This window comes from Plectonema radiosum NIES-515 (genome assembly GCF_025753815.1).
GTDB classification, from domain to species: domain Bacteria; phylum Cyanobacteriota; class Cyanobacteriia; order Cyanobacteriales; family Nostocaceae; genus Hassallia; species Hassallia radiosum_A.
The window spans coordinates 1-26,619 of record NZ_JAOWRF010000368.1 but is presented as its reverse complement, the minus strand read 5'-3'; the positions used below and the strand labels follow the sequence as shown (position 1 = coordinate 26,619).

Annotated in this window: 30 protein-coding genes and 2 pseudogenes; 18 read left to right on the top strand and 14 right to left on the bottom strand. The window is 41.3% G+C overall.

What is annotated here, in order from left to right; genetic code table 11:
* Nucleotides 1–222: 222 nt before the first annotated feature.
* The gene (gatA, locus tag OGM63_RS25840; protein WP_263748569.1) at nucleotides 223–1,683 is read left to right on the top strand and encodes an Asp-tRNA(Asn)/Glu-tRNA(Gln) amidotransferase subunit GatA; all 1,461 of its coding nucleotides are present in this window, start codon (nucleotides 223–225) and stop codon (nucleotides 1,681–1,683) included.
* Between the two features lie 80 nt (nucleotides 1,684–1,763).
* On the opposite strand, the gene OGM63_RS25835 is transcribed toward gatA, so the two are convergent.
* Entirely contained in the window at nucleotides 1,764–2,588 is an 825-nt protein-coding gene (locus OGM63_RS25835; RefSeq protein ID WP_263748568.1) for a helix-turn-helix domain-containing protein, read from the bottom strand.
* A 229-nt stretch (nucleotides 2,589–2,817) separates the two neighbouring features.
* Between OGM63_RS25835 and OGM63_RS25830 the strand changes: the two genes are divergently transcribed.
* A complete protein-coding gene (locus tag OGM63_RS25830; protein ID WP_263748567.1) occupies nucleotides 2,818–3,675 on the top strand; it encodes an alpha/beta hydrolase in 858 nt (285 codons plus the stop codon).
* 582 nt (nucleotides 3,676–4,257) lie between these two features.
* On the top strand, nucleotides 4,258–5,301 hold the full coding sequence (locus tag OGM63_RS25825; RefSeq protein WP_263748566.1) for a helix-turn-helix domain-containing protein: 1,044 nt from the start codon (nucleotides 4,258–4,260) through the stop codon (nucleotides 5,299–5,301).
* Nucleotides 5,302–5,750: 449 nt separating this feature from the next.
* On the opposite strand, the gene OGM63_RS25820 is transcribed toward OGM63_RS25825, so the two are convergent.
* The gene (locus tag OGM63_RS25820) at nucleotides 5,751–6,305 is read right to left on the bottom strand and encodes a PadR family transcriptional regulator (RefSeq protein WP_263748565.1); all 555 of its coding nucleotides are present in this window, start codon (nucleotides 6,303–6,305) and stop codon (nucleotides 5,751–5,753) included.
* Nucleotides 6,306–6,459: 154 nt separating this feature from the next.
* Between OGM63_RS25820 and OGM63_RS25815 the strand changes: the two genes are divergently transcribed.
* From OGM63_RS25815 to OGM63_RS25790, 6 genes are all read left to right on the top strand, one after another.
* Complete coding sequence (locus tag OGM63_RS25815) at nucleotides 6,460–6,684, top strand: ribbon-helix-helix domain-containing protein (protein WP_263748564.1); 225 nt, start codon at nucleotides 6,460–6,462, stop codon at nucleotides 6,682–6,684.
* Nucleotides 6,671–7,009, top strand: coding sequence for a type II toxin-antitoxin system PemK/MazF family toxin (locus tag OGM63_RS25810; RefSeq protein ID WP_263748563.1), 339 nt, complete (start codon nucleotides 6,671–6,673; stop codon nucleotides 7,007–7,009). The genes OGM63_RS25815 and OGM63_RS25810 overlap by 14 nt, the downstream gene beginning before the upstream one ends.
* Before the next feature lie 17 nt (nucleotides 7,010–7,026).
* Complete coding sequence (locus tag OGM63_RS25805; RefSeq protein WP_263748562.1) at nucleotides 7,027–7,353, top strand: Tse2 family ADP-ribosyltransferase toxin; 327 nt, start codon at nucleotides 7,027–7,029, stop codon at nucleotides 7,351–7,353.
* Between the two features lie 14 nt (nucleotides 7,354–7,367).
* Nucleotides 7,368–7,553: a hypothetical protein gene (locus OGM63_RS25800; RefSeq protein WP_263748561.1), complete on the top strand. Its 186-nt coding sequence runs from the start codon at nucleotides 7,368–7,370 to the stop codon at nucleotides 7,551–7,553.
* Nucleotides 7,554–7,836: 283 nt separating this feature from the next.
* Nucleotides 7,837–8,061, top strand: a complete 225-nt coding sequence (locus tag OGM63_RS25795; protein ID WP_263748560.1) for a ribbon-helix-helix domain-containing protein — start codon at nucleotides 7,837–7,839, stop codon at nucleotides 8,059–8,061.
* Nucleotides 8,048–8,389 carry a type II toxin-antitoxin system PemK/MazF family toxin gene (locus OGM63_RS25790; RefSeq protein WP_263748559.1) on the top strand — a complete coding sequence of 114 codons (342 nt, stop codon included), beginning with the start codon at nucleotides 8,048–8,050 and terminating at the stop codon, nucleotides 8,387–8,389. Before OGM63_RS25795 ends, OGM63_RS25790 begins: the two co-directional genes overlap by 14 nt.
* 5 nt (nucleotides 8,390–8,394) lie before the next feature.
* On the opposite strand, the gene OGM63_RS25785 is transcribed toward OGM63_RS25790, so the two are convergent.
* The 10 genes from OGM63_RS25785 to OGM63_RS25735 all read right to left on the bottom strand — a co-directional run bounded on the left by OGM63_RS25785 (nucleotide 8,395) and on the right by OGM63_RS25735 (nucleotide 17,545).
* Complete coding sequence (locus OGM63_RS25785; protein WP_263748558.1) at nucleotides 8,395–9,447, bottom strand: hypothetical protein; 1,053 nt, start codon at nucleotides 9,445–9,447, stop codon at nucleotides 8,395–8,397.
* A gap of 17 nt (nucleotides 9,448–9,464) precedes the next feature.
* On the bottom strand, nucleotides 9,465–10,400 hold the full coding sequence (locus OGM63_RS25780; RefSeq protein WP_263748557.1) for a CHAT domain-containing protein: 936 nt from the start codon (nucleotides 10,398–10,400) through the stop codon (nucleotides 9,465–9,467).
* 89 nt (nucleotides 10,401–10,489) lie between these two features.
* A complete protein-coding gene (locus OGM63_RS25775) occupies nucleotides 10,490–10,660 on the bottom strand; it encodes a plasmid partition protein ParG (protein ID WP_263748556.1) in 171 nt (56 codons plus the stop codon).
* Between the two features lie 369 nt (nucleotides 10,661–11,029).
* The gene (gene proB, locus OGM63_RS25765; RefSeq protein ID WP_263748555.1) at nucleotides 11,030–12,139 is read right to left on the bottom strand and encodes a glutamate 5-kinase; all 1,110 of its coding nucleotides are present in this window, start codon (nucleotides 12,137–12,139) and stop codon (nucleotides 11,030–11,032) included.
* Between the two features lie 253 nt (nucleotides 12,140–12,392).
* Nucleotides 12,393–12,941 carry a YqeG family HAD IIIA-type phosphatase gene (locus tag OGM63_RS25760; protein WP_263748553.1) on the bottom strand — a complete coding sequence of 183 codons (549 nt, stop codon included), beginning with the start codon at nucleotides 12,939–12,941 and terminating at the stop codon, nucleotides 12,393–12,395.
* Between the two features lie 188 nt (nucleotides 12,942–13,129).
* Entirely contained in the window at nucleotides 13,130–14,194 is a 1,065-nt protein-coding gene (gene mltG, locus OGM63_RS25755) for an endolytic transglycosylase MltG (RefSeq protein WP_263748552.1), read from the bottom strand.
* A gap of 365 nt (nucleotides 14,195–14,559) precedes the next feature.
* Entirely contained in the window at nucleotides 14,560–15,132 is a 573-nt protein-coding gene (locus OGM63_RS25750; RefSeq protein ID WP_263748551.1) for a DUF3727 domain-containing protein, read from the bottom strand.
* A 124-nt stretch (nucleotides 15,133–15,256) separates the two neighbouring features.
* On the bottom strand, nucleotides 15,257–15,697 hold the full coding sequence (ruvX, locus tag OGM63_RS25745) for a Holliday junction resolvase RuvX (protein ID WP_375340525.1): 441 nt from the start codon (nucleotides 15,695–15,697) through the stop codon (nucleotides 15,257–15,259).
* A 139-nt stretch (nucleotides 15,698–15,836) separates the two neighbouring features.
* Nucleotides 15,837–17,078, bottom strand: coding sequence for a GNAT family N-acetyltransferase (locus tag OGM63_RS25740; RefSeq protein WP_263748550.1), 1,242 nt, complete (start codon nucleotides 17,076–17,078; stop codon nucleotides 15,837–15,839).
* A 266-nt stretch (nucleotides 17,079–17,344) separates the two neighbouring features.
* The gene (locus OGM63_RS25735) at nucleotides 17,345–17,545 is read right to left on the bottom strand and encodes a hypothetical protein (protein ID WP_263748549.1); all 201 of its coding nucleotides are present in this window, start codon (nucleotides 17,543–17,545) and stop codon (nucleotides 17,345–17,347) included.
* A gap of 116 nt (nucleotides 17,546–17,661) precedes the next feature.
* Between OGM63_RS25735 and OGM63_RS25730 the strand changes: the two are divergent.
* The 6 genes and pseudogenes from OGM63_RS25730 to OGM63_RS25705 form a co-directional block, all read left to right on the top strand.
* Nucleotides 17,662–17,973, top strand: a pseudogene (locus OGM63_RS25730) (energy transducer TonB family protein); the annotation flags it as partial.
* A gap of 371 nt (nucleotides 17,974–18,344) precedes the next feature.
* Nucleotides 18,345–20,432 (top strand): TonB-dependent receptor plug domain-containing protein, encoded by a 2,088-nt coding sequence (locus OGM63_RS25725; RefSeq protein ID WP_263748548.1) that lies wholly within the window; start codon nucleotides 18,345–18,347, stop codon nucleotides 20,430–20,432.
* Between the two features lie 216 nt (nucleotides 20,433–20,648).
* Entirely contained in the window at nucleotides 20,649–21,341 is a 693-nt protein-coding gene (nuoB, locus tag OGM63_RS25720) for an NADH-quinone oxidoreductase subunit NuoB (protein WP_263748547.1), read from the top strand.
* A gap of 370 nt (nucleotides 21,342–21,711) precedes the next feature.
* On the top strand, nucleotides 21,712–22,080 hold the full coding sequence (locus OGM63_RS25715; protein WP_263748546.1) for a hypothetical protein: 369 nt from the start codon (nucleotides 21,712–21,714) through the stop codon (nucleotides 22,078–22,080).
* Between the two features lie 81 nt (nucleotides 22,081–22,161).
* Nucleotides 22,162–22,914 (top strand): RNA-guided endonuclease InsQ/TnpB family protein, encoded by a 753-nt coding sequence (locus OGM63_RS25710; protein WP_263748545.1) that lies wholly within the window; start codon nucleotides 22,162–22,164, stop codon nucleotides 22,912–22,914.
* Between the two features lie 150 nt (nucleotides 22,915–23,064).
* Entirely contained in the window at nucleotides 23,065–24,225 is a 1,161-nt protein-coding gene (locus tag OGM63_RS25705; RefSeq protein WP_263748544.1) for a VWA domain-containing protein, read from the top strand.
* Nucleotides 24,226–24,461: 236 nt separating this feature from the next.
* Here the strand turns inward: OGM63_RS25705 and OGM63_RS25700 are convergent, their stop codons facing one another.
* Nucleotides 24,462–24,728: a hypothetical protein gene (locus OGM63_RS25700; protein WP_263748543.1), complete on the bottom strand. Its 267-nt coding sequence runs from the start codon at nucleotides 24,726–24,728 to the stop codon at nucleotides 24,462–24,464.
* 250 nt (nucleotides 24,729–24,978) lie between these two features.
* Here OGM63_RS25700 and rbp point away from each other — a divergent pair, with 250 nt between their 5' ends.
* From rbp to OGM63_RS25685, 3 genes are all read left to right on the top strand, one after another.
* A complete protein-coding gene (gene rbp, locus OGM63_RS25695) occupies nucleotides 24,979–25,284 on the top strand; it encodes an RNA-binding regulator (RefSeq protein ID WP_263748542.1) in 306 nt (101 codons plus the stop codon).
* Between the two features lie 101 nt (nucleotides 25,285–25,385).
* Nucleotides 25,386–25,577, top strand: a complete 192-nt coding sequence (rpsU, locus tag OGM63_RS25690; protein WP_029637314.1) for a 30S ribosomal protein S21 — start codon at nucleotides 25,386–25,388, stop codon at nucleotides 25,575–25,577.
* A 477-nt stretch (nucleotides 25,578–26,054) separates the two neighbouring features.
* A complete protein-coding gene (locus OGM63_RS25685; RefSeq protein ID WP_263748541.1) occupies nucleotides 26,055–26,195 on the top strand; it encodes a hypothetical protein in 141 nt (46 codons plus the stop codon).
* Between the two features lie 98 nt (nucleotides 26,196–26,293).
* On the opposite strand, the pseudogene OGM63_RS25680 reads toward OGM63_RS25685, so the two are convergent.
* Nucleotides 26,294–26,619: pseudogene (locus OGM63_RS25680) on the bottom strand (hypothetical protein); the annotation flags it as partial.

Below are 26,619 nucleotides of genomic sequence, written 5' to 3'. Positions count from 1 at the left end.
TGAAGCGAACGGACACGTTGCTCACTCCTCCAATTTGGAATTTAGCTTTAATTGATCTCCTAAGTCCTGTAATTTATAGAATATAAGTCAATAAGTATTTTATGTGTATGTTTTAACACAAGTTATGGGTTAGGTAAAAAATCTCTTCTTCCCCAGTCACCAGTACCAATAATTATCAAACTGTACTAAAATTTGAGATTTGAGTCACAAAGGAAGCAATGCATGGCATCGATCCGCGAGTTGCACACACAGCTAATTAAAAAAGAACGCTCTGCCGTTGAAATTACCCAAGAGGCTTTAGACCGAATTCAAGCGTTAGAGCCAAAATTGCACAGTTTCTTATGCGTGACCGCAGAAAGAGCGCTGTTGCAAGCGCGGGAAGTGGATGCCAAAATTGCCGCCGGACAGGAAATAGGGATGCTGGCGGGGATTCCTATAGGCATTAAAGACAATATGTGTACCAAGGGTATTCCCACCACTTGTGCCTCCCGGATTCTAGAAAATTTTGTGCCACCATATGAATCAACTGTGACGCAAAAACTAGCGGATGCAGATGCGGTGATGGTGGGCAAAACCAATTTGGATGAATTTGCAATGGGGGGTTCTACAGAAACCTCCGCTTATCATCTCACCGCTAATCCTTGGGATTTGTCGAGGGTTCCTGGTGGTTCTTCTGGAGGTTCTGCCGCAGCAGTAGCAGCGGAAGAATGTGTAGTTTCTATCGGTTCTGATACTGGTGGTTCGATTCGTCAACCTGCATCTTTTTGCGGTGTTGTCGGGATGAAACCAACTTATGGACTGGTTTCGCGTTACGGGTTAGTGGCTTTCGCTTCATCTTTGGATCAAATTGGACCATTTGGACGCAGCGTTGAAGATACGGCAATATTATTGCAGGCGATCGCAGGTCACGATCCTAAAGATTCCACCAGTCTGAAAGTTGAAATCCCCAACTACGCTGCCAGCTTAAAACCAGACCTCAAACTCAGAGATAAGCTGAGAATTGGTATCATTAAAGAAACTTTTGGCGAAGGCTTAGATTCACAAGTTGAAGAAGCTGTGAATAAAGCGATCGAGCAACTACAACATTTAGGAGCCGAAATTGATGTAGTTTCCTGTCCTCGGTTCCGCTACGGCTTACCTAGCTACTACATCATCGCCCCATGTGAAGCCTCAGCAAACCTAGCTCGTTACGATGGTGTTAAATACGGTTTACGCGCTCCAGATGCCGACAATCTGCTGTCGATGTACACTCGTACTCGTGCCACTGGTTTTGGTGCTGAGGTGAAACGCCGAATTATGATTGGCACTTATGCCCTTTCTGCTGGCTATTATGATGCTTTTTATCTGAAAGCGCAAAAAGTCCGCACCCTGATTAAAGAAGATTTTGAAAACGCTTTTCAGCAATTTGATGTGTTAGTGTGTCCTACTGCTCCCAGTACAGCTTTCAAAGCCGGCGAAAAAACTACCGATCCCTTAAGCATGTACTTAGTTGACTTGATGACCATTCCCGTAAATCTTGCTGGTTTACCAGGTTTAAGTGTGCCCTGTGGTTTCGATAACAATGGTTTACCAATTGGATTACAGCTAATTAGCAATGTGCTGCGAGAAGACCAACTATTTCAAGTAGCTTATGCTTACGAGCAATCAACTAGTTGGCATTTAAATAAGCCTACATTAAGTTAGTTATTAAGCATGGGTTCTAGGTTTTAAACTATTGACTTTTGACTTTTAACACCCGTAAAGACGTTCGGTGTGGAACGTCTCTACCGTGCCTCCGCACCTCCTGAATCTTGACTTTTAACTTCTGGGGTAAAAGTAACTTCCTTGATAGTCCCAACATTTCCTAAAATTTTGGGTTGTTTTTTATTCGCAGTTACTAATACAGCACCTGCATTACCAGAGCGTATAGTTAACTGTTTTTTTGCTGTCCAGGTTTTTCGCTGTCCCTTTTCTAAATTTCCCTCAAATGTAGTCTTACCATCCTCTTTTACTTGTAACCATGATTTGTCTTGAAGTTCTAAGGTTACTTCAACTGTTGAATTTGCGTCAGCGCTTGGAGATGGTGTGGAAGTTGGTGTAAATTTGGCTGTCGGTGAAGGTAATGTTGTTGGGTTGGCTTTTTTCGGGATAGGTGCTGTTTTTTGTTTAGCTACGATTGAGGAGTTTTGTTTCTGACTAACTCCTTGAGTTGGACGACGTGGATTGAGTATATAAAACAATCCAAAAGAAGCAACTGCTAATAAAAGGATATAAGGTACTGCCAGAGGTATATATAGATTTGGTTTTTTCTCTAGATTGTTACGATCATTTTCCGAGTCAAAAAGAAAAAAATTAATCGCAAAAGAGCGTGCTAAAGAAGTACCATCTAACCCTAAAATATCTCCATAGCGACGAATAAATCCTTGCACATAAATAGGCTCAGGCAAATCTTCAAATCGTCCTTCTTCTAAAGCTTCTAAAAAAGGTTGTCGAATCAAAGTTTTAGCAGCTATTTCTTCTATACGTATAGATTTTTCTTGTCGAACTTGCCCTAAATATGCACCTATTTCCTTGAGTTGCTCTTGTTGAGGCTCATTGAAAAGTGTCACAGCCTTCTCCTGATATCCACTCATTATTATTAAAGAGATAAACTACTTAAATCAATGTATAAAAGGGGACTAATTTGCTAAACTGATGAATAATACTTGCCAAGATAATAAAATCATAATTCTAACATATTGATCCATCCAGTTCAACAATGACTATTGTATTTATAAATACCTTTCAAAATATAAAATAGCGTACACGATCAGAAAAAAACGGAAACTTATAATACAAATGTTATTCAAATTACTATTTTGGCTGGGAGTAGTTGCGGCGATCGCCTACTGTACTATTTGTTTATATCTTTATTTTCAGCAAACTCGGTTCATTTTCTTTCCCTCTTCTGCGATCGAAAAGACACCAGAATCTTTTGGGCTTCCTTACGAGGAAGTTTGGCTACCCGTACCAACCACATTTGGTAAGGTGGAACACATCCACGGTTGGTGGATAAAAGCAAATCAACTCAACCCCAAGGTGTTGTTGTATTTGCACGGTAACGGTATCAATATTGGAGCCAATGTAGCTCATGCGAAACGATTTCATCAACTAGGATTTTCGGTCTTGCTGATTGATTATCGCGGTTATGGTCGCAGTCAAGGCAGTTTTCCCAACGAAATGCGGGTTTATCAAGATGCTGCTACAGCTTGGAATTACCTCGTGCAGCAACGACAGATTCCCCAAAAAGAAATTTATATCTATGGACATTCTCTAGGAGGAGCAATAGCCGTCGATTTGGCAGTTAAACACCCAGACGCTGCCGGTTTGATTGTGGAAAGCTCTTTTACCTCGATTCAGGAGTTAGTAACTGCCAGGAACATGTTTTCCATGTTTCCCGTCAATTTAATTCTGACACAGCGGTTTGAATCGATTAAAAAAGTACCACGCTTGAAAATGCCAGTTTTATTCATTCACGGCACTGCCGATTCAACTATACCCGCTTTAGGAAGTGAAAATCTGTATGCTGCTGCACCAGAACCAAAAAAATTAATTTTAATTCCCGGTGCAGAACATCACAACACAGCAGATGTTGCCCCGTTGCAATATCTGCAATGGGTGCAGTCTTTTGTCGAAAAAGTGCAAGCTCTTAAATAAGAGGGGGAAACGGGAAAAGGGAAAGGGAGAAAGGAAAACAATTGTTACCAATGTCCAATGTCCAATGCCCCATTCACCTTCATTGTTTAATAGCTATTAAGTTTCATTAAACCGCATTTTTCAAGCCTTGTAATGTAGATAGAAAAACACTCTCAGGGTGCAACCAAGGGTTAACTATCTACAATAATCAATCATCTCTATCTTTAGATAGATACATATTTAACCTTAATTTAAAAAACTTACTTAGAAAAAATCATGATTGAGAATTAACAGTCCATCGTCGTACTGAGATTTAAGTAATAATATTTACGGTATTTTTCAATAAATACTTTCGTACTTAGATGCAATATTTAGTCTATGCATCTGCTGTTTTTCGTGACTGGCTCAATACGGAGAGAAAACTTTTTTCTTTAAGGCATAAGGCTTTAAAAGACTAAAGAAATCACGCGCATAGCAAAAATCTTTACAAAGTTGTTGATAACGGGAGAAAATTGATACTTAACCGTCCGGATTGGGTATGAAAGCATCGAAGAAATTACACATGTAAAACTACTTTTTGAGCGATTGGCAGAGGCTTAAAATATGACTACCACACCTGTATATTTATTAACAATTCCCGGAAATTCTTCTATTCAAATTTCTCAAGATGATTTGCGATCGCTTCTAGGTCAAATAGAAGCGAAATTGCACCGCAGCAAAGTTTATCGCAATGCTTTGGCTACGTTACAAAATTTGCTAGGTTCTTCATCTGAAGAAGCTAAGGTGTTGTTTAAAGCTATTAGCAGAGAAGCGATCGCTTTATCATTTCAGCAATTTGCAACACAAGAACCAAAAGTTACAGATAATCAACAGATAAATACTGCTGATTCACCATCTGCGGAATCAGAAAATAGCGACTTATCGCAGTGTTTAAGTACTGTTAAATTAAACACAAATACTAATGAAGAAAATTTGCCTTCGCAAACGGCACCCTTCTCTGGGAGAAGCTCTGCCAATGCGATCGCTAAAACACCAACGCATTGGTTAAAACGCACTAAAAAACCCGACAAAGCGGAAATAGCCAAGCAACTTGCGGCTGAACAACGCATAGAAACTCTACGCAAAATCGGTCAACAATTACGACAAGCGCGATTTGCTCAAGGTCTTTCTCTCTCGCAACTTAAGGTTTACACTCACATCCCAATCTATCATATGGAAGCTGTGGAAAATGGCAACGTTGAGTCATTGCCAGAAGATGTCTACCTGCGTGGGTTTATCCGGGTGATGGGAAATGCTTTAGGGTTAAATGGCACAAATTTAATTGCGGCTTTACCTGCACCTGAGATCGCAAAAGCAATTTTACCCATCAGTTCTAAGCTGAAAAATAGTTCCCCAGGATTGGGATTAAATATACGTCCGGTACATTTATATGTCGGGTATACAGCTTTGGTTGCTGGAGCAGTCGGAGGATTGTCTATGATGTCTCAGCAAGCAAATGCCGACAGAGCGGTGATTCCAGATGACGTTACACCTTCAGCTGCTTCAAAATCATCCCAACGAATGGAACAAACTACTACACCCGGACTTAGGTCTAGTAGTTCTGGTGTCAGTGTCGGATCTGATATTGCTCCCCCCGAAGCACTTTAAGAGTTAGGAGTTAGGAGTTAGGAGTTAGGAGTTAGGAGGTAGGAGGTAGGAGTTAGGAGTTAGGAGTTAGGAGTTAGGAGTTAGGAGGTAGGAGGTAGGAGTTATGAGTTAGGAGGTAGGAGTTAGGAGTTAGGAGTTATGAGTTATGAGTTATGAGTTATACCAATTCTCTATGATGTTGTGCTTTATTGCCCTGAACCAAGCGCACGCTACGCTAAAGGAACAAAGCCCACCAAGGTGGGCTAATTTGAACTTCATCTTTATAGAGAAATGGTATAACTCCTCACTCTTAACTTCTCACTCCCAAAGGAACAAAGCCCACCAAGGTGGGCTAATTTGAACTTCATCTTTATAGAGAAATGGTATAACTCCTCACTCTTAACTTCTCACTCCTAACTCCTAACTCCTAACTGCTAACTTCTCACTCCTAACTTCTCACTCCTAACTTCTCACTCTTCTGCTAAGATGCTGTAAATTTCGCGTTTGACTCGGTTGAGAATTTCGCGTACTCTGGTGACTTTATCGGCATTGTTACTGCGAGCAACTTGCATTACTGCTGCACCGAGATCACCGATCGCTTCTTTCAATTCGATTAGCTGTTGGGGTCTGTTTCCCCTGTCCATCGATGGTGTGCGATCGCCTCTTTTACTAAGTAATTCTTTCCCACTCTCAGTAATGGTATATACTTTCCTCCCTTCGATCTGTTCAAAGGTGAGATAACCCCCTTCCTCAAGTAGTTGCAGAGTGGGGTAAACTGAGCCTGGGCTTGGTTTCCAGAAGCCGCCGTAACGCGCTTCTAATTCTTTAATCAATTCGTATCCATGTCGGGGTTCCTCTGCAAGTAACTCCAACAAAATGTATTTAATGTCACCACGCGGAGTCCGTCGCTCGTCTCCCCAATCTCGTCTTTTACCGCGACCGTGGTGATGATGCCGTCCTTTGGGTGGCATATCGTCGCATCCAGACTCAAAAAAGTGCCGATGTCTATGAAGTCCTAAAAACATAGAAGTTTTCTCTCAATGTATTCGTAATTTCATTATAGACATATCGCGATATATCGTTAATATAACTTAACGTCAGCCAAAAAGCTTGTAATACCTACTTATTTCCACTGCTACCATTTAGTAAGAAGATTTATGATTACCAAATAGTCATACTATGCACGTTGAAAAGATATCGATTTCTTTGCCACAGTCCCTGGTGAAGTTTATTGAGAATTATCAGGTTGCGTCAGGTTACAAATCTCGCTCTCAAGTGATTTCGGAAGCGGTGGAATTATTGCGGAGTCGAGAACTAGAGGAAGCTTACCGAGACGCTTCTAGAGAAGTTGATTCAGATTGGGATGTGACGGTTGCGGATGGGTTGACAGATGAAGCGTGGTGAAATTTACTATGCGAACCTTAGCCCTGTGGTAGGCTCTGAAATGTACAAACGCGGAAGAGTGCTGGTGGTAAGCAATGATGCGAATAACCATGCTGCTAGTACGGTGACGATTTTACCACTCACGTCTAATGTCAGCCGTGTCTATCCCTTCGAGGTTTTGCTGAATTCAGAGGACAGTGGTTTACCCAAACCTTCTAAGGTGCGATCGCAACAGGTGCGAACAATTTCTAAGCAACGCATTGCTGGAGAAGTGCTGGGTAGTTTAAGCGAGGAGTTGATGCAATTAGTTGATGCTGCGCTGAAGCTACATTTAGGGCTGGATTGAATAAAAGATAATTAGGAATGAGAATAACTCCGACCACTCTCTACCGTCAGGGCAATGCTAACTTCCCTAGAATGGATAATGTCCGTCCCCAAGATATTGAAACCTATGAGTCTGATAACGAGGTAGTGGTGGTAGCTAATTCTGGAGGAATCTCGACCTTTGCAACTCAAGGAAGAGGAAAAAACTGGTGGAGATTAAATCAGGGTACTATCATTCCAGACCAAATAGAATTAGTGAATGATTATGGCAACCACTGGTCTTGGGAGCCTCGTTACACAATGGTAATGGAAGAATATAAAGCAGCACTTCGACAGGTAGATACATTATTTGAGAAAGTTAGTTAAAGAGGAACCTAATTGTGGAACTATCGCCTAAAGCAATCCGGTTTATTATTGAGGCTTTGGACTATCGAATCAATGCATATGAGGAACGTCTCAAGCTAGAAAACCTAAATGAGGATGAAATCTCTGATATCACTAACGATTCTATGTTTTTAGAAGCCTTGCGTGAGGAAATGGCGAAGACATTAGTAAAGTCAGCGTAACTTAAACGAAGAATTAATTAAAACTAACAAGCTGTTGAGGAATCATAGCTTGGTGGAAGAAGGTGATCGCTTTTTTGTCGTGATTTTGAGATTAGCGATCGCTTACAGTATGGAATATGCAAGTAATAATTGTATCCTTGTTGCGGCGAGGGCACGTATTCTTGAGTAACTATCCTAAATTGAGCGCTTGGTGCGATCGCGCGAAATCATTATCTTTGCCACAAAAGCCATCTATAATGCTACTTTTTAGTAAGAATATTTATGATTACCAATTGGTAATACGATGCACTCGGAAAAGTTATCAATTTCCTTACCACTGTCTTTGGTGCAGTTTGTTGAGAATTACAAAGTTGCGTCAGGTTACAAATCTCGCTCTCAAGTGATTTCGGAAGCGGTGGAATTATTGCGGAGTCGAGAACTAGAGGAAGCTTACCGAGAAGCTTCTAGAGAAGTTGATGCAGATTGGGATGTGACGGTTGCGGATGGGTTGACAGATGAAGCGTGGTGAAATTTACTATGCGAACCTTAGCCCTGTGGTAGGCTCTGAAATGTACAAACGCGGAAGAGTGCTGGTGGTAAGCAATGATGCGAATAACCATGCTGCTAGTACGGTGACGATTTTACCACTCACGTCTAATGTCAGCCGTGTCTATCCCTTCGAGGTTTTGCTGAATTCAGAGGACAGTGGTTTACCCAAACCTTCTAAGGTGCGATCGCAACAGGTGCGAACAATTTCTAAACAACGGATTGTTGGAGAAGTGCTGGGTAGTTTAAGCGAGGAATTGATGCAATTAGTTGATGCTGCTTTGAAGCTACATTTAGGGCTGGGACGCTAAGTATATCAGTTATCTAAAGACCAAATTTTCAGGTTTTCATATTTGACTGATTTACCACTTATACCGTCTTTTATTATTAAAAGCACATCTCCTTTATTCGTAAAGTCTGAAACATCAAAGGTTTCAATGTATATATCATTAACAAAAATTTTAGCTTTATTTTCTTTGACAGTTAAACGTAATTTATTTGAGCCTTTCTCGGAAACATTAAGATTTGATAATTTGCCATTTGAAGATCTACTAGTTCCACCGAAACGCCATTCTTTTTCCTTTGAAGTAACCCAGATATCAAACGATGAAACCTTAAGATTATTATTTGGATTTTGCGGCCAAAATGCAAAACCATAAGTCCAATTCTCCATTGCACCATTATACGGATTATAAAATTGGGCTTCAACACTAAAATTACGAAGGTTTACATTTGTAGGTTTAACTATTACCGTATGTTCCTTATAGGGTCCTATTTTCCCTTCAGTCTCAGACCAAACTAGTCGCGCTTTCTCTGTTAGCATCTTATCTTCGACTAATTGAGGTGAGGGTTTAAGAGATTCATAAACTGGATGCCCTATTAACCCAAATGCAAGAATTGCGGCAACTGCAAACAATTTATTTTTGTGGTAAACAATTCTCGTAAAAAGTGATTTCGGTTTTGATACATTCGGTTGATTAGATAAATTGTCGTTGAATTCAGCAGCGGGATTAGATGCTGAAGAAGTAGGCTGTTTATTATTGGAGGAATTCTGACTAAACTGATGGTTACAATTAAGTTTGACTGCAATATCACTTAAAATCAGACTATGTGTTCCTTTATGAAAAATAGGAAATAGTTCCTTACAACAAAGTTGACAAAGAGCTTCTGTATCGCCTATTTCATTTAAATACTGAATGAACAGGAGAAAAAAATCAGCATCTGAAGAGTCTCTGAGAAATGAAAGTCGCTTGGGATCGATTCCAATACTTAAACATAGTGCTTCTCGTGTTCTTGATTGTTGGCTACGAAGCAAAAGGTTTATTAATGTGTCTATATCAGTTTCGCTTAGAAAGTTTGGTTGGGACATACTTTTAGCTTTTCACTCTACTTACAATTTAGTTTTGATTTAATATTTTCTAAATCAGCTGCGTACTTCCCTCTTTTAAACACAACTTCAAGTTCTTTGCAGATTTTACAAAGAGCTTGTTTGTCATCTATACTATGCAAATAACTAATTAGCTCTAAGGCAAAGTCAGCGTCGGTGGATTGCCTTAAAAATCCAAGTTGATTTGGTTCAATTCCAATTTTTAGACAAAGTGCTTTTCGTGCCGAATATTCTGCACGTCCACTACGTATCAAGAGTTCTGTAAGTATTTCTTTGTCAGAGTCGTTTAGTTCCTCAGATGGCTCAGATGCAGGTTCATTCCCTCCTGTAAGCTGTTCTTCAGGCAAACTGCTCTTGATAACCTTCTCATCAATATTTGGCTTTATCTTGAGAATCGGGGTTAGCTGCTCTCGAACACCTGCTAACCGAATTGCAGCGCAAGCAAGTTTGTAGGCAAATTCAACGGGCTTTCCTGCTCCTAGAGCATCGTAAAAACCCACAGCAAATTCAATTGCTGCTTTATCTCCAATTGCCTTGTTCATGCCAATCACATAGTTAATTTGTTGAGAAATTGCGCTTGCTTGCACCTCCGAATAACAGCCGTTAAGAACAACACACTCAACTTGATCCGCAAACAGTTCAAACAGTCCTGCTAAGGCTTCTCCATCAACTAGCTTTGCCGAACCTATTTCATCTTCAAATATCAGACCTTCATCCCCCGTTCCATGTCCAGAAAAATGAACAATAGAAGGATTTATATCCAGCATTGCCCGCTGAATGTCCCTCGGTCGCACTGCCAACTTTGATTCTAGAACGAACTGATCGCGTTTTTTTGCCCGCTGTAATCCTTCTTCAATATCTCGCACCTCTTGATCTAAACGTAGTCGTGAAGTATCTTTAGGATTTGCTGTCAAAATTAAGATTGTTTGCACCATTTGCTAAACTCCAGTTATGTAAGTTGATAAAATTTCTGATTCAACTGCTTTTACCAGTAACAAGAACATCCGATTTGGTCGTGTATTTCTTACCTCTTTATCTCCCCAGTTTGGGGAACCTCGTTGCTTTCCAGCCATTGTTCGATTAGCTCAATTACTACTTGGCTCATCTTCTTACCCCGCATGACACAGGTGGCATGAAATCGCTTCTTCAAGTCATCCGTAATGCTAATATGCATTTCTTTACGTTCGGTACTCATGTACGTAGTTCTTACACAAACCTACAAATGTAAAAATGGCGATTCCGAAAAAAGACTAGTTAAAAAGTAAAAGTAAGTAAGTGGGTCAAATTAAATATAAAACCTCAAAGAGCCGACCGCTTCCCTCTCCTTAACAAGGAGAGGGATTGAGGGTGAGGTTTTATCTTATATTTAATTGTGCCTTCCTACTTACTATGCAGGTAAAGTGCTTTGGAAGTTTCTAGGTTAATCCGTCCAAAAATTTTCAAATCGTTGCAGTGATACCTGAGTGTAGCTAACCGTATGATGAATGTTCTTATGCCCTAAGTATTTCTGAATTGCTCTGATATCGCGTCCAAATGTAATATTATTTTGCTGTTGAATACCCTGCTACATCAAAACCAAATTATCGCGATGCACGACGGTTTCAGCACCCACATAACCCAAAATCGTCGAAATTTGCCTAGAATGACATCCGCGAATCTTTTGTAGTTCGTCGCTGCTGTAATTCACTAATCCTCTAGCGATTTCGTTACCCTGGCTGTCGCATAATTGCACAGCTTCTTGAGTATCAAACTGACCTTCAACTATTTTTATACCAGCCGCTAATAACGATTTCCCACTTTGAGAAATTGCGGCGATCGCACCCGCATCTAAATACAATTTTCCGGCAGGCACAAGCCCATAAGCTATCCAGCGTTTGCGGGCACTCGTTGGTTCTAGTTGCGGTGTAAAGTGAGTACCAATTAACTCACCTTGTAATATTTTTTCTATATTTTTCGGATATTTTCCCTGAGTAATTACGGTGCGAACCCCGGCTGTAGTCGCAATTCGGGCAGCGGAAATTTTTGTCACCATCCCACCAGTACCCCATTGAGAACCTTGAGTACTTGTTTGTATTTGTAGTTTGTTTAATTCTTCAATGCTATCAACTAAAGCGATCGCTTTCGCATCGGGTACAGAACGGGGATCGGCAGTATAAAGGCGATCGACATCAGTTAGCAAAAACAACCAATCTGCTTTAACTAAACTGGCAACTAGAGCCGATAAAGTGTCATTATCGCCAAATTTCAATTCTTCTACCGCTACGGTGTCATTCTCATTCACCACCGGAATCACCCCTAATTCCAGTAATTCGTTGAAGGTGTTGAGGATATTTAGATAACGAGTGCGTTCTACCAAATCGTTGCGAGTTAGCAAAACTTGAGCAATTGGCTGTTGCAAAGTGGTAAATAAATCATCGTAGACGCGGATTAATCTACCTTGTCCAACTGCCGCTACAGCTTGTTTGAGAGCGATCGCTTTCGGACGTTCTTTTAAACCCAACCGCGCACAACCCACCCCCACAGCACCAGAGGAAACCAAAATTACGCGATGTCCTTCACGTCGCAACTGTGAAAGAGTTTCTGCCACACTTGCAATGGTGGAAAGCGCTAGTAGTCCGGTTTCTGGTTGGGTGAGACTGGAAGTTCCAATTTTTACGACAATTGTTAAAGGCATTGAAAAAGTTAGGAGTTAGGAGTTAGGAGTTATGAATTTTAACTCATAACTTATAACTTTTAACTATTAACTGAAATTGTAAAGCGCCAATCCTTCTATAGGTGAGGGTTGACGCTTTACAAATATATTGATTTTACATGGACTAGGATCTATATTTGGCTGATCCCATGTTATTAATACTTATGATCCCCGATTTTTGCAGCGATCCCCGATTTCTTTATTATTTCTTTAGATTTACTTTCCTGACGATTCATCAACCTTTGTGATGCTTTGTAACTCTTTGTTTCTTGGGAGTAATAGAGGCTCCTAAGATTTCCGATACTAAAACTTCAAAGTTGCGTATGGGATGCGATCGCAAGACAGCATCTGGGTGGAGAATTGGTTCAACTAAGATGGTGAACATCCCTAAGCGATTACCAGCTAACACATCTGTAAACAAGCGATCGCCTACCATTGCCACTTGCTGCACAGGTAGATCCATCTCTCTGAGTGCGGCTCTAATCTTGCGTCGCGAGGGTTTGGCAGCGCCCAGATAGTAAGGTAAATTCAGAGAACGGGCAATTCCACCGATGCGGGCTTCACTTAAGTTATTGCTTACCAACCACAATGATGTAAAAGGGCGAATTTGCGCTACCCATTCTTGCAATTCTTTTGAAGCTGTTCCAACTCTCACCGGAACCAAAGTTTCATCTACATCCAACACCAGCCCCTTGAGCTGATATTTTTGGATAATGTCTGGTGTGAGGTTCAACACTGAACCTTCTAAAATCAAGTCAGGCTGTAAGAGTTTGTTCCAGGTCATGGTCAATAGTGAGGAGGAGCGGAGGAGCGGAGGAGCGGAGGAGCGGAGGAGCGGAGGAGCGGAGGAGCGGAGGAGCGGAGGAGCGGAGTCAAAAGTGAAATGCCAGTAATGAGAAAGTACAGAGTTAAAAATCATAATTTATAACTCCGCTCCTCCGCTCCTCCTAACTCCTCACTCCTCACTCCTAACTATTTTCGTTCTCGGCGGATTTTAGCAACAGCTGCCAAGTGTTCTTTTAGGGTGGGGGTGAACACATGAGTGCCATCGTAACGTGCTACAAAATACAAATAATCGGTTTTTTCGGGATTTAGAGTTGCTTCTAAAGAAGCCAAACCAGGAGCAGCAATGGGTCCTGGTGGTAAGCCTTGATTAAGATAGGTGTTGTAAGGAGATGCAATTTTTACTTGGGCAAAAGTCAGTGGTTTATCTGCTGTTTGCCGGATTCCCAAACCGTATTCGACTGTGGGATCGCTTTCTAGACGCATTCCTTTTTGTAAGCGAGAGGTGAAAACGCCAGCAATACGCGATCGCTCACTAGGCACTGCCGCCTCTTTTTCTACGATACTAGCAAGAGTTACCCACTGCTTCAGGTTGAGATTAGTCTTCTTTTGTTGTTTTTGATACACTGGCAAAGCAACTTGCTCAAATTGCTTCAGCATCTGTTTAACTAAAGCTTGTGGCGTAATTTTTCCGCTGGCGATTTTGTAAGTGTCTGGGTATAAAAATCCTTCCAAATTCGGTAAATCGGCAGGTATCCAGGGAAACTGTTGGCGGTCAATTTGATTTGCAGCTCTGATAAACTCTTGAGCGGTAAAAAAGCCTTTTACTTGAAAGTAAGCTGCTATTTGCCGCAGTGACCAACCTTCGGGAATGGTGAAGTTGGCTTGCACTACGTCCCCAAGCCAGATTTTTTCAGCTATCAAGGGTAATGGTTGTGAGGGTGACAATTCGTAGGTTCCGGCTTTGAAGTCACCTTTGGGATTTTGCCAAGCTAAATATCGTGCCCATAAATTCCAGGCAAATTGAGAACGAATCAAACCTGCTTTTTCTAAGTTGCGTCCAATTTGCTGCGCTGCGGTTCCTGAAGGAATCTGAATTTGTAGCGATTTGGCTTTAGTTGGTTGGGTTGGGGAAGTTGCCCAACTCCACCAACTCAAAGAACGCCAAGTTGCAATTACTAAAGTTAATGGCAGCAGACCCAAAATTAATGAGCGCTGCCAAATTTTTTGCTCAACTTTCATGTTTGTTGTCATGAAATAATTTAAGATCAAAAATCAAAAATACTTTTAATTCTTAATTTTTAATTTTAATTATCAACAATAATTTATATCATGTACGGTAAATCAACTAGAATTTTCATCAACCCTCATCCCTAGCCCCTCTTTTTACGCTTGCGGGTATTTTCAATAACATGACATCATCTTCAAGCTGGAGTCATTTGGGAGCTGATGAATTCTCTAGGAAGCAGTGGATAAATAAAAGGGTTTAAGACCCTCCCTTTTCTCTACTAGGCAGTCTACACAATGGTGGTGTTAACAACCCCACCATTATGATTTGGACTGCGCTCCTTCTGTAGAGACTAGAGACGCGATCGCGTCTCTAGAAGTACAGAATTCTTTTATTCAACTTCATTAAACAAATGTTCTTCTAGCAGTGGTTGGACTTTGCGAAACTCTTCTGGAGAGAGTAATTCAGGTGTACCGGTTGCCGAGATCCGTGCAAAAAACAGCAGTGGATCGAGGGGGGTGTAAATTGCGTACTCCTGGTCTTCATAGTAGAAACTAGCTAGAAGTTGTAATTGCTCTGGCTCTAAATCTTCGTCTTCATCTTCAATTTCTAAAGTAAAGAGTTCTGACTCTTCGACAGGGGGTAATTCACCCGCAACCGTCAGAGCGTAAGCAGTATTTTTGAGTTGCAAATTTTGCTCAGATAGTACAGCTTGAGCCGTCGCAAAAATTTCGTCAATGGTCGCATCATCTTCTACGAGAATGGCTTCTTCTTCCTCGCCGTCACCTTGCCAAGCAAAAATTTCCACAGGTGAGTCAACAGGAAGAAGTAAAACATACTCTTGCTCATCTACAGAGAGCGAATGCTCAATGTAACATTCGAGCGATCGCTCTTTGTCATCGGTCAAAGTAATCGACCCAGCAGGAGCGTTGTCATTTTCTTCAGGATATGGTGAGGAAAACATAGCCGAGGTGTGGAGCTTTATAATTCCCAGCCACTGTAGAAATCGCTTAACTATTAAATAGCTTTCGCAGTATATCAAGTGCTGGCTAACAGACTTCAGAATATCACGTTCAAAGTATCAATACTCAAGGGCAGCCTACTGCCTTGTGGAGTGCGATCGCTCGAGTATCCAACCATTGTTGCAAAATCAAACATGCGGCAATGCGATCAATTAAGCCTTTATTGCGGGATGGAGAGCGGTTTTCGGCTATTAGCATTTGCTCTGCCTGATATGAAGTTAATCGTTCATCTACATATTCAACAGGCAATTTGAGAGCTTTAGACAACTTGACGGCAAACTTTTGTATTTGTCGCGCCTGAAACCCCAAAGAACCATCCATAGAATAAGGTAAACCGACTACCAGAACATTTACTTCGCGCTCATTTACCAGTTGTCGTATTTGCTCTATATCTTGTTGCAAATATTTGCGTTCTATGGTAGTGATGCCACTAGCAATCAAACCAGTGCGATCGCATCCTGCCACACCAATACGCTTACTACCAACATCCAAACCTAAAGCCGAGATGGGGAGAGGGGGAGGGGGGGACTGCGTGATCAAGGGAGAGGGGGGAGACAAGGGAGAAATTTTTCCCCCAAGGAGTCCCCCTTGTCCTCCAAGGAGTCCCCCTTGTCCTCCAAGGAGTCCCTTTTCTAAATGCCCAAACTCACTCCGGCTTTGCATCTGTTGATTCCGGCTTTAGGGGTGGTTCTACGTTGCAATTGTTGCGTGAAAAAGAAATCGATTCACCAGAAGGATTTATCTTTACTTTTCTTTCTGGCAATTGCGGCTTTCTGGGTTGCTGCCATGACATCCCACCCGGTATGGGTTTACGTGCGGGTTGCAATCCTTGGAGTACTTCCGGCAGTTGAATTCCTTCTAGAGAGACAAATTTAGACTCGCGAACTTTATGCCACACTGAGCGCGACATAATTAAAGTGTGTTCTCGACGATGTGCGCCAATTTGCTCTAAATACTCTTCTCCTTCTGGTTGATAGTCTGCCGAAACCAACTGCAACGGTTGTTTGGGGACATCCTGAGCGATGCGAGCCAACTGAGACAGCAACTCTGGATACAGCCAAGTGTATGCTGGGTGAACAGTCAGCGTAGCTACATGTGGTTGTTGACCTTTACGATCTAGTGAAAGTTGAAAATAACCGATCGCTGCTTTGCGTTGGGGTTCAAATAGATAGCCTGTGACTACTTCTGTTTTGCTCACCCATTGCTTCACCGCGTCAATTATGGCGCCGAACAAACTGGTTTTAAAATCTTGGGTTTGGCGATCGAATACTTGTCGCACCAAAGGCGGCATTGAAGCCGTATCTAATTGATATAGTAACTGAGCATCGGCATTGCTCACTGGCAATAAATTTGGCAAATCTGGCTCTGAAGATGCCAATTCTTCAAGCAACTCTGGTGCAATTTCCCAGTAAGTCATTTCTGCTAGACGCTGAAATCCATTTTGCCGATAAAGTGCTAGGGCTTTTTTATCATTAATATTTACTTCCAGTATCCAAGTGCGAGCTTCTAAAATGGATTCAAAGCAATGACGCAGAAGTTGTGAGCCAACTCCTTGCTTATCGGCAGTGCGATCGAGCATCACTCGTTCTACACGCCAAGTACTGCGTGTGCGGTTAAAGGGTGACACTTGAATCATGCCTAATACTGTCCGCCCTTGCTCTGCGACATAAGCACAAAGGCGATATTTCAGAGGGTTGGGAAACAAACTCAAGAATTTGAGAAACCCATACCACCGGCGCAGCCATTGCATTTGGTTTATGGCAAAATTAGCTTCCTTCGGGGTGTGTTCCGCGAATGACTCTTGAGATAGGCGTTCTATTCCGTCCAAGTCCCGGTGTTGTACTGGTCGGATAACTACGCTAAGATTTCGAGGAATTAATGAAGTCATTTTGGTTCGAGCCGCCATTCAGCCTTAACTAACTGCTTTTGGTGAGGCAGTTGGCGGCGAAGCGATTCGTCCCGTCAAACTGCCTAGGAGGGTGAGGAAAGTAATGCAATTATCTTAACGGCTTTCTACTCCAAGCCGTAGTTCCAATTCCTTGTGATTTTCGTCACTTTATACTTAAAAAGCAGACTTGATGGAGACACTACCAAGGGTTTACCCAACAAAATCTGCTTTTATTTTATGTTAATTTTGCTTAATTTTTGTATCTTCTAGAGCGCTTGGCGAGATATAAGCTTTTCAAAATTGGCTTGAGTTTGATGAAGTAGTTCTTTCCGACTGTCTTCGAGCTTTGAAGTGAGGGTTGGAACCAGATTGCGAGCTTGCAAAGCCATGTGAAGCTGTAGGTGGGCAACGTATTCGCTGAAATCTTCTTGCACTGGGGTTGTGCTCGTTAATAAATTTGATTCCATTGCCACTGTGTTCTCCTTGATCTGTGTCGTCTCTTTACATCATCAAAACTTATCACGTTGTTTTGGCGATCTTTTTATTTCGCAATGAAGTTTAACGGTTTTTTTGGCGGCGGCGATCGCGAGGTATCGAAAACAACCCAGAAGTTGCGATCAATTACGATCAAAATGGCGAAGTTACCAATGTGCGGCTGATTCGTCCTAGTGGTAGCAGGGAATTGGATGAAGCGCTTCTGGAACAAGCAAGAGACTTCAAATTAAAACCCTCCGTTAGTGGAAAACAAGAGGTGCGAGTATCAGCTAATTTTGTTATCCGGGGGACACAACGTCACCGCGAACTGCAAAAACGTCAAACTCAACAGCCATCGCAATCGCTGCCTTCAGATGCACCGTCTGGTGATTCTAATGACAATTCAACAAAAAGTAATTAGTCGGTGGGAATGTTCCGTACATTCTGCTGTCAACTATTAGCAGTACAATTCCTAAAAATAAACATCAATTGAGTTACACAAATCAACTCGATTTCTACCAAAAATACTCTGTTTAGCAATCAGATAGCTACTCTGAAATCGCGTTTATGGCATCAGGTGCGTAATCCTATTTCACTTTCATCGCGCTACATATAAATCCTGTCAATACCCGATACTTAAGCGTCTCTACATTGTCTATTTTCAACATCAAATTCAAAAATATAAGTCTTGAATATGTTAACTGAAGTATGACAGTCTGTCTTTTGACACATGTTTGCAGTTACCACAAAATAATTCTTAGTTGTTGTTTTTAGTTTGTGTGAGGAGACAGGGTGACAAGGTATTTTGTTGTGCTTCCAGTTGCTGTAGTGAGTTTATTCATAGCGTTTCCTACCTTAGCTGCTGATAAATCGTTTCAAGTAATTTCAGACATTCCCAGTCTAAGTGACATCGAACTACCATCGACTAATGCTAAATTATTAACTCAGCAATCTGCATCAAATAAAGTTAGCCAGTCTCCCACGACTCAACAAGAACCTCGACCAGAAACAGAACCAGAAACTACTGATGATGCCGAGATTACTTTAGATGCGATCGGGGAACAAGATATTCTGCCTCAATCTACTCCAGTTTATGTAATAGATAAAGATGAAATTCAAAAACAAGGTGCTAATAGTGCCGCAGAAGTATTAAGAGGCTTGCCCGGATTTGCGATTAACGATGTCGGTTATGGCGCAGATATTCATACCGGAACCTTCTATCGAGGACAGTCAATTAATCAGTCTGTATTTTTGCTAAATGGCAGACCGATTAACAGCAATATTAACACTTATCATGGCAATACTGACCTCAATAGCATTCCCGTAGAATCGATTGAACGGGTGGAATTATCTAGTGGCACAGCCTCCACATTATACGGTTCAGAAGCCGTTGGCGGAGTAGTTAATATCATCACTAAAATTGGTGAAGGTCCACCCAGATTCAGTGGTTTAGTGCAATATGGTTCTTATGGAGAAGACAACTATCGCACTAGCTATGGTGGTGCTCTTGGCTCAGTAAAATTTAATATTGGCTACGAAAAGTACGACGCAGAAAATAATTACAGAGTACCTATTGGGGCTGTAAATCGTGATGCAAATGGACGGTTTTTTAATGGAGATACCGCTACTAGCAACTACTTTGGGAATATTAGTTTAGATGTAGATCCCAAAAATACTATCAGTTTTGATACTAATATAATTAGCAGTCGCCGAGGTTTAACTTATTTTGGTTTCCCTCTTCAAAGAGATAGACTCGACCATGATGTATTCAATACTGGTTTATCTTGGAAAAGCCAGCTTGGTAATAGTAAAGATTCTATTCTTAACGCCACCATCGGCTATGCTCAAGATTACTTCAGCACTTATGGTCCAAGTGGCAGTACTTTTTCTCGTCAAGCTTCATTAAATTCTCAAGGATTGACTGCGAGAGTAGAACATCAGTGGCAATTAAATCAGAATAACCTTCTGCGTTGGGGATTAGATTTAAAAAATAGCACTCTTGATGGTGATTTACTTAGCAATGTTCCCAATCGAATTCGTTTTAATGGTAATGAAACTAGAGATAGATTTCAAACAGCAATATTTGCCTTAAATACTTGGAATCTGACCAAAAATTTTCAAGCAGATTTAGGATTAAGACAAAACTTTAATAGTGAGTTTGGTAGTTACCTTAACCCTAGCGTCGGGTTAAAATATGCCCCTAGCGAAAATATTGCAGTGCGTGGCAGTTGGGCTTCAGTGCAGCGCAACCCAGGTATAGACCAATTGTATGTTTATGATACCGTTCATGGCTGGTTGCCCAACCCCGACCTCAAACCGGAAACTGGTTCTTCTTGGACAGCAGGACTTGATGTCAAATTATCTAATAATTTAACAGGGCAATTTACTTACTTTGCCAGTAGTTTAGATAACCGCTTGGCAGTAAGTCGCGGACAGTGGACTAATATTGGATTAGTAAATACAAATGGTTTAGAAGCAGCTTTGCGTTTGCAAATTGCGCGTGAATGGTCAACTTTTCTCAATTATACTTATACTGATGCCCGCATCGAATCAGGTATAGAAAAAGGATTACAATTGAGTACGCTTCCCTACTCAGTCGCACAAATGGGTATTGGTTATCAATCCAACGGTTGGCAGCTTAATCTGATTGCTAGTTACAACAGTGGTGCCCGTAGAGCCTTATTTAATTTACCAGGTCAGAGTACTACAGATTTCTCACCCTCTTGGTTGAACTTGGATCTTGGTGGTAGGATTCCGATAACGAGAAACTTAGGGCTAAATGTTTTTGTAGAAAACTTAGCTGGTGTTGAGTATGAAAAAGTTAATCGCGTTTATCAACCTGGACGCACCTTTAGAATTGGTGTATCGTCGAGTTTTTAATTCAGCAACTCATGAGAGCTAGAATTGAAAACAGCAGAGGTGGCTATTGCGAAGACAACGATCGCACATTTCGGCAATGTCTAGATTTGTAAATAGCCAAAATTACTGACCTTCCAAGAAAACCGACGTTCTTCACAAAACTTATCTTTACTGATACCGGAAAGTAGGCGATCGCAAACTGTAGTTATCAATATTAATTATGGGGGCAATCAACTGATGACTTCAATTATCAATCCGGTTGAACGTGCGGAAGTAACTCAACAACTATCTGAGAATATCATCCTCACCACCGTAGATGACCTCTACAATTGGGCAAAAATGTCCAGTTTGTATCCGATGATGTTTGGTACAGCTTGCTGTTTCATGGAATTTATGGCTGCTTACGCTTCTCGTTTTGATATGGAGCGCTTCGGGATGATTCCCCGTGCGACTCCCCGACAAGCAGACTTGATGATTACCGCAGGTACAATCACTATGAAGTATGCTCCTAATTTGGTGCGACTTTACGAGCAAATGCCAGAACCAAAGTACGTGATTGCTATGGGAGCTTGCACGATTACAGGGGGGATGTTCAGTGTAGATTCGTCCTCGGCAGTTCGAGGTGTAGATAAGTTAATTCCTGTTGATGTTTATATACCAGGATGTCCGCCTAGACCAGAAGCTGTTTTAGATGCGATTATTAAACTACGTAAGAAGATTGCCAATGAGAGCATTCAAGAACGGCAAGAAACCAAACAAAATCACCGTTACTATAGCATTCCGCACAAAATGAAAGTTGTGTCTCCTGTTCACGATGGGCGATATTTGTATAAGTTAGAACAGGAGACTCAACCCCCTTCAATTGCCGCAGCACCGGGATTGTCTTTACCTTTGTTGTCAGAAAACAATGTTAATCTGGCTCAGAAATAAAAGCGCGTTCTTGATGAGAGTATTCTAATTGTTTGAGTTTATTTTTAAACGCAAAGTCGCGCAGAGGTATACGCAGAGGTTCGCAAAGTGGGAAGAAAGAGGTATTTGTGTTTTGAAAAAATTGGAATGCTCCCATTAAGAAGACGATCGCACTTATCGATAGAAACTTTACCAAAAAACTGGGTTTAAAGCCCCGTCCTTCTAAGAGGATGTTTGTTTAATTTTCTCATTAATTCTCTGAGTACATCGTTTTGAGTACGGTTTGTTTCAGAACAATACTCCACAAGTATCTTGTACTCTTCCTCGGAACATCTAATTGTTAATTTTTTCATGCCGTCATATTGCCGTTATTTGAGGAGATAATACTAGCATGAAAACACTAAAGTTTAAGCTGTACGAACACAAACGGAATAGACACCTCAAGCGGATGATTAACGCCGCAGGGGTAATCTATAACCATTGTATTGCTCTACATAAACGGTACTACCGAATGTGGGGTAAACACTTAAACTGTGCAAAACTTCAATCTCATATTGCCAAGTTAAGAAAACGCAATTATTTCTGGCAATTAGTAGGTTCTCAAGCAGTACAGGATATCTGCCAACGCATTGAAAAAGCCTACCAATTATTTTTCCAACACAACAAATCATGTGTTAGACCACCAGGGTTCAAGAAGGTCAAAAAGTACAAATCATTCACTCTTAAACAAGCGGGTTATAAGTCAATACGGTTCAGTTAAGGATTTTTGGTATTGATTTCGGCATGTAGAGACTTCGTATTTCGCGTCTCTACAGAGGATTTCAGGCTTAACTGAACGGTATTGGGTTATAAGTTTCGGTGGGGCAATAGAGTTAAGATAGGAAGCCAAGTTTATCAATTTTGGAAGTCCAGAAAAATAGAAGGAAAAATTAAAACATTAACTATCAAACGCACACCACTAGGTGAGTTATTCATGGTTATTGTAGTTGAGAAGGAGTCAGAATTAGAAATTAAATCAACGACTGGTAAAATAGCGGGGTTTGATTTTGGACTCAAAAAATTTCTAACTTGCTCTGATGGAACTTTAATTGATTCTCCACAGTTCCTTAAACAATCTCTGAACGCCATCAAAAAAGCTAGTAGAAGTCACTCCAAAAAACTAAAAGGGTCAAATAATCGAGAACGAGCTAGAAAAAACTTAGTTCGTAAACATGAAGATGTTTGCAACCGCAGACGTGATGGCGCGTGGAAACTAGCTCATCAATTGACGGACAAGTTTGATGTACTGTGTTTTGAAACTTTGAACCTCAAGGGTATGCAGCGTCTTTGGGGTAGAAAAATATCGGACTTAGCATTTGGAGAATTTCTGCAAATACTAGAATGGGTAGCTAAAAAGAAACACAAACAAGTTGTTTATATAGATCAATGGTATCCATCTAGTAAGACTTGTTCTAATTGTGGGCATATTTTAGAAAAACTGGATTTATCTATTAGACAGTGGCGTTGTCGATCTTGTAATTCTGTAAATGGAAGAGATGAAAACGCCGCTAAAAATATTCGCTCTTGTTGGGGCATCAACCATTGGGTTAGGTGATGTTAGACTGGCTACGCCAGCAATTGCTGTTTGACCCCAGAATCCCCACCGCTGTAGGTGTGGGGAGTATGTCAAAAAAGCCGAATTTGAATTAATGTGGAATACAAAAAGACCAATCAATAGATCAAAGCTTCAAATATAGTGTAAAGTATGACTGAAAATGACGACGAACGTTTACGCCGTTGGCGACTTTTGTTAGGAAGTCAAGAAGCTGATGGTACAGGGTGTCGATTAAGCGGTGCTGATTTGGCAATGGATAACGCCTTGAGTGCATTGTACGATAGCGAGCGCTCTGGTGGTTTAGGCTCTTCATCCCCAAAAGTTGCTCGTTGGCTTCGTGACATCCGCACTTATTTCCCTACATCGGTAGTGAAGGTGATGCAACTTGACGCGCTAGAGCGTCTCAATTTGCGTCAAATGTTGTTAGAACCAGAAATGCTAGAAGCTGTGGAGCCAGATGTGCATTTAGTGGCGAATTTGCTTTCTTTAAGCAATATTATGCCAAGCATTACTAAAGATACAGCACGCATGGTTGTGCGTCGCGTCGTCGAGGAATTGCAACGCAAACTCGCTAACCCGATGCGTCAAGCTGTTATGGGAAGCTTGAACCGCAGTAGGAGCAACCGTCGTCCCCGACACAATGAAATTGATTGGAATCGCACTATCCGCGCCAATCTCAAGCATTATCAACCTAAATATCGTACCATTATTCCAGAAGTTAGAATCGGTTACGGGCGCAAGCGAAGTAATTTACGCAATATTATACTTTGCATTGACCAAAGTGGCTCAATGGCAACTTCTGTGGTTTATGCAGGTATTTTTGGGTCTGTATTGGCATCTTTATCAGCAGTGCAGACGCGCATAGTTGCCTTTGATACCGAAGTTGTAGATTTGACTGATGAAGGGGAAGACCCAGTAGATTTACTATTTGGCACTCAATTGGGTGGTGGGACTGATATTAATAAAGCGTTAGCATATTGTCAAGGTTTTGTGCAACAGCCCCAAGATACAATTTTAGTTTTAATAAGTGATTTGTATGAAGGTGGCGATCGCAAAGAAATGCTTAAGCGAGTTGCAGCGATGGTGAATACTGGGGTGCAATTTATCGCCTTACTAGCGTTGAATGATGATGGCGCTCCGATGTACGATCGCTCTATTGCTTTATCATTAACAGAATTTGGTATTGCCGCGTTTGCTTGCACTCCTGATAAATTTCCTGATTTGATGGCAGCTGCGATCGCTCGTCAAGATATTAGACAATGGGCAGCTAATAATGATATAGTGACGGCGCAAAGCGCTCAAAGGGATTAGAGGCTAGTCTATTTCCGGAGAAAATATCAATAAAATTTAAAAAACTGGTTTACTAATTGCCGCTATTATACCTAATCACCTCAGTAAGTGCTGTAATTCCATCTCCGAATAAATAGACTGAGCCGGAAATGAGAAATGCTCACGGTGACTGGGTTATAACGAGAATACTTGGGATGCGATCGCATCCCAAAATGTAGGAATAAATAGGGCTTTGAGCATAAATTATACCTAAACTATCACTTTGAAGCTAAAATAAATATAGATGAAATGACGACATGAAAATAAAACCCTTGCGATCGCGCGATCGCTCGCCAATAAAAATAAGGTAGCCTTATGGCACATCCTTTTCTGTTGTCTGGGTTTCTACGCTGAGGTGCAAGATATGAGCCTTTGAAGTGATTAACAAATTCTTTAGTACGATAGGGTAGCCGCCCACTCAAGTCAAGCGTGCGATCGCGCGATCGCGTCCGATTGCTCAACCGCACTTTGTGTGGTAGCCTCAAAGCTTTGCTTTGACGAAGCCTGTTATTTCAGAACAGGCTTGGCAATATACCGAGGCTCGCACACCGAACAAGGAAAAACTTTCCATTTGGGAGAAAGTAACCGACATAATGCACGTACAAGCAACTAATAACCATCTTTTCTGTGTTATGCTTGTGTTTAATTGAGTATTATTTTCGGTGATATGACTCCTTTTAATAAAGTCTCTCCTGAATCTAAATCTCTACACTTAAGATTTCTTGGAGATGTTTTATGTCAATTTATGTCGGCAATCTATCTTATGAAGTTACAGAAGAAGACCTAAAGCGGGCTTTTGCTGAATACGGCACAGTAAATCGCGTTCAGCTACCTAGCGATCGCGAAACAGGTCGTCCGAGAGGCTTTGCCTTTGTCGAAATGGCAAAAGACGACGAAGAAACAGCGGCAATTGAAGCGCTTGATGGCGCTGATTGGATGGGTCGTAGCTTAAAAGTTAATAAAGCTAAACCCCGTGAAGAAAGAGGTTCCTCCAATGACAGACGAGGTGGTGGTGGTGGATACAACTCTCGCCGATACTAAGCTTTAAGAGCAAGAGTTGAACTCGTTGGTCTTGAGGGTAGACTCCTTGTCTGCCCTTTTTTGCTCACCACCCCCAAAACATCAATTTAATTGGAGATACAATGACCCAAATAATTCCCGGAGAAAATGAAGGAATTGAGTCAGCCTTACGCCGATTTAAACGAGAAGTTTCCAAAGCTGGGATTTTTCCAGACATGAAAAAGCATCGTCACTTTGAAACACCTCTGCAAAAACATAAGCGTAAAGCAGTTGCTAGACACAAACAAAGTAAAAGACGTTTTCGTAGTAATTAAGGATAACTCCTCACAAGCGGTTACTTTCACCCATAGGGGTACAGAGTGCGATAACAGCCAAGAGCGAAGAGTGTTTGACAGTTTTACCCTTGATAAATTCCCTCATCTTGCTCACCAGTGCTTTATCAGCATTGTCACTTGCTACACAACCGTGAAGTAACCGCTTTGGGATGTACAAGCCTGAAGAAGCCGATCGCGATCGTAGGACGGCTTTTCGTATCTTCCTTGATTTCAACCAATTGAAGCGGTGGCAATTCCTGCGAATAAACTGCCGTTAGAAAGAACTGGAATTTTTACATGGCTCCTAAATCAAATTAAACTTGCGTTTTGTGTCGTAGTTAATCAATTCTATTTATCCAATCAGACTACACCCTATTAAACGTTCTTTGCCGTCATGCTCTAGTTTCACCAAATAGCTTATGTTCACAAAGCATTGATACATTGTAGAGCTTGAAACGTCACCTGATTTGAGTACAAGTGGCGGAAGATTTATTTATTAACCTAAAAGTGAGAAAGCTAATGTCAAAAGAAAAAAAAAGTAATAAAGAAGTTAAAAAACCCAAAAAAGATTCTAAGGACAAAAAGGATAAAAAAGATCCAAATAGATATGACGGTTAAGCTAAATAATTGAATTAAAAAATTTAGTAGAAATTAGCAACAGGCGCATAGTGTGCAAAAAGGTAGCGATCGCACACCACAAAATTATCAATTTTTTCGGCACGCACTTGTTTTGCCACTTCCCCGGTGAATACACCACCAGTGTGGAAAGTCCGCATGGTTAACTGAGTACCCGGTTCACCGATACTTTGAGCCGCAATAATGCCTACCGCTTCACCCAAATCCACCATCTTCGCGTGTGCCAAACTCCAGCCATAACAGTGTTGGCAAACCGAACGGGCTGCTTCACAAGTTAAAGGACTCCGCACTACCACAGAGACAACGCCGCTTTTTTGAATTACAGCAGCTAATTCGTTACTAATTGGTGTATTGCGCGGGGCAATAACTTTTTTGGTGGTGGGATGAATTACATCTTCCCCCACTA

What these genes read in the sequence shown, in the direction of transcription:
- gatA (WP_263748569.1), top strand. Translation starts at nt 223, where the DNA reads ATGGCATCGATCCGCGAGTTGCACACACAGCTAATTAAAAAAGAACGC.
- OGM63_RS25830 (WP_263748567.1), top strand. Translation starts at nt 2,818, where the DNA reads ATGTTATTCAAATTACTATTTTGGCTGGGAGTAGTTGCGGCGATCGCC.
- OGM63_RS25825 (WP_263748566.1), top strand. Translation starts at nt 4,258, where the DNA reads ATGACTACCACACCTGTATATTTATTAACAATTCCCGGAAATTCTTCT.
- OGM63_RS25820 (WP_263748565.1), bottom strand. Translation starts at nt 6,305, where the DNA reads ATGTTTTTAGGACTTCATAGACATCGGCACTTTTTTGAGTCTGGATGC.
- OGM63_RS25815 (WP_263748564.1), top strand. Translation starts at nt 6,460, where the DNA reads ATGCACGTTGAAAAGATATCGATTTCTTTGCCACAGTCCCTGGTGAAG.
- OGM63_RS25810 (WP_263748563.1), top strand. Translation starts at nt 6,671, where the DNA reads ATGAAGCGTGGTGAAATTTACTATGCGAACCTTAGCCCTGTGGTAGGC.
- OGM63_RS25805 (WP_263748562.1), top strand. Translation starts at nt 7,027, where the DNA reads ATGAGAATAACTCCGACCACTCTCTACCGTCAGGGCAATGCTAACTTC.
- OGM63_RS25795 (WP_263748560.1), top strand. Translation starts at nt 7,837, where the DNA reads ATGCACTCGGAAAAGTTATCAATTTCCTTACCACTGTCTTTGGTGCAG.
- OGM63_RS25790 (WP_263748559.1), top strand. Translation starts at nt 8,048, where the DNA reads ATGAAGCGTGGTGAAATTTACTATGCGAACCTTAGCCCTGTGGTAGGC.
- OGM63_RS25785 (WP_263748558.1), bottom strand. Translation starts at nt 9,447, where the DNA reads ATGTCCCAACCAAACTTTCTAAGCGAAACTGATATAGACACATTAATA.
- OGM63_RS25780 (WP_263748557.1), bottom strand. Translation starts at nt 10,400, where the DNA reads ATGGTGCAAACAATCTTAATTTTGACAGCAAATCCTAAAGATACTTCA.
- OGM63_RS25775 (WP_263748556.1), bottom strand. Translation starts at nt 10,660, where the DNA reads ATGAGTACCGAACGTAAAGAAATGCATATTAGCATTACGGATGACTTG.
- proB (WP_263748555.1), bottom strand. Translation starts at nt 12,139, where the DNA reads ATGCCTTTAACAATTGTCGTAAAAATTGGAACTTCCAGTCTCACCCAA.
- OGM63_RS25760 (WP_263748553.1), bottom strand. Translation starts at nt 12,941, where the DNA reads ATGACCTGGAACAAACTCTTACAGCCTGACTTGATTTTAGAAGGTTCA.
- mltG (WP_263748552.1), bottom strand. Translation starts at nt 14,194, where the DNA reads ATGACAACAAACATGAAAGTTGAGCAAAAAATTTGGCAGCGCTCATTA.
- OGM63_RS25750 (WP_263748551.1), bottom strand. Translation starts at nt 15,132, where the DNA reads ATGTTTTCCTCACCATATCCTGAAGAAAATGACAACGCTCCTGCTGGG.
- OGM63_RS25740 (WP_263748550.1), bottom strand. Translation starts at nt 17,078, where the DNA reads ATGACTTCATTAATTCCTCGAAATCTTAGCGTAGTTATCCGACCAGTA.
- OGM63_RS25735 (WP_263748549.1), bottom strand. Translation starts at nt 17,545, where the DNA reads ATGGAATCAAATTTATTAACGAGCACAACCCCAGTGCAAGAAGATTTC.
- nuoB (WP_263748547.1), top strand. Translation starts at nt 20,649, where the DNA reads ATGACTTCAATTATCAATCCGGTTGAACGTGCGGAAGTAACTCAACAA.
- OGM63_RS25715 (WP_263748546.1), top strand. Translation starts at nt 21,712, where the DNA reads ATGAAAACACTAAAGTTTAAGCTGTACGAACACAAACGGAATAGACAC.
- OGM63_RS25705 (WP_263748544.1), top strand. Translation starts at nt 23,065, where the DNA reads ATGACTGAAAATGACGACGAACGTTTACGCCGTTGGCGACTTTTGTTA.
- rbp (WP_263748542.1), top strand. Translation starts at nt 24,979, where the DNA reads ATGTCAATTTATGTCGGCAATCTATCTTATGAAGTTACAGAAGAAGAC.
- rpsU (WP_029637314.1), top strand. Translation starts at nt 25,386, where the DNA reads ATGACCCAAATAATTCCCGGAGAAAATGAAGGAATTGAGTCAGCCTTA.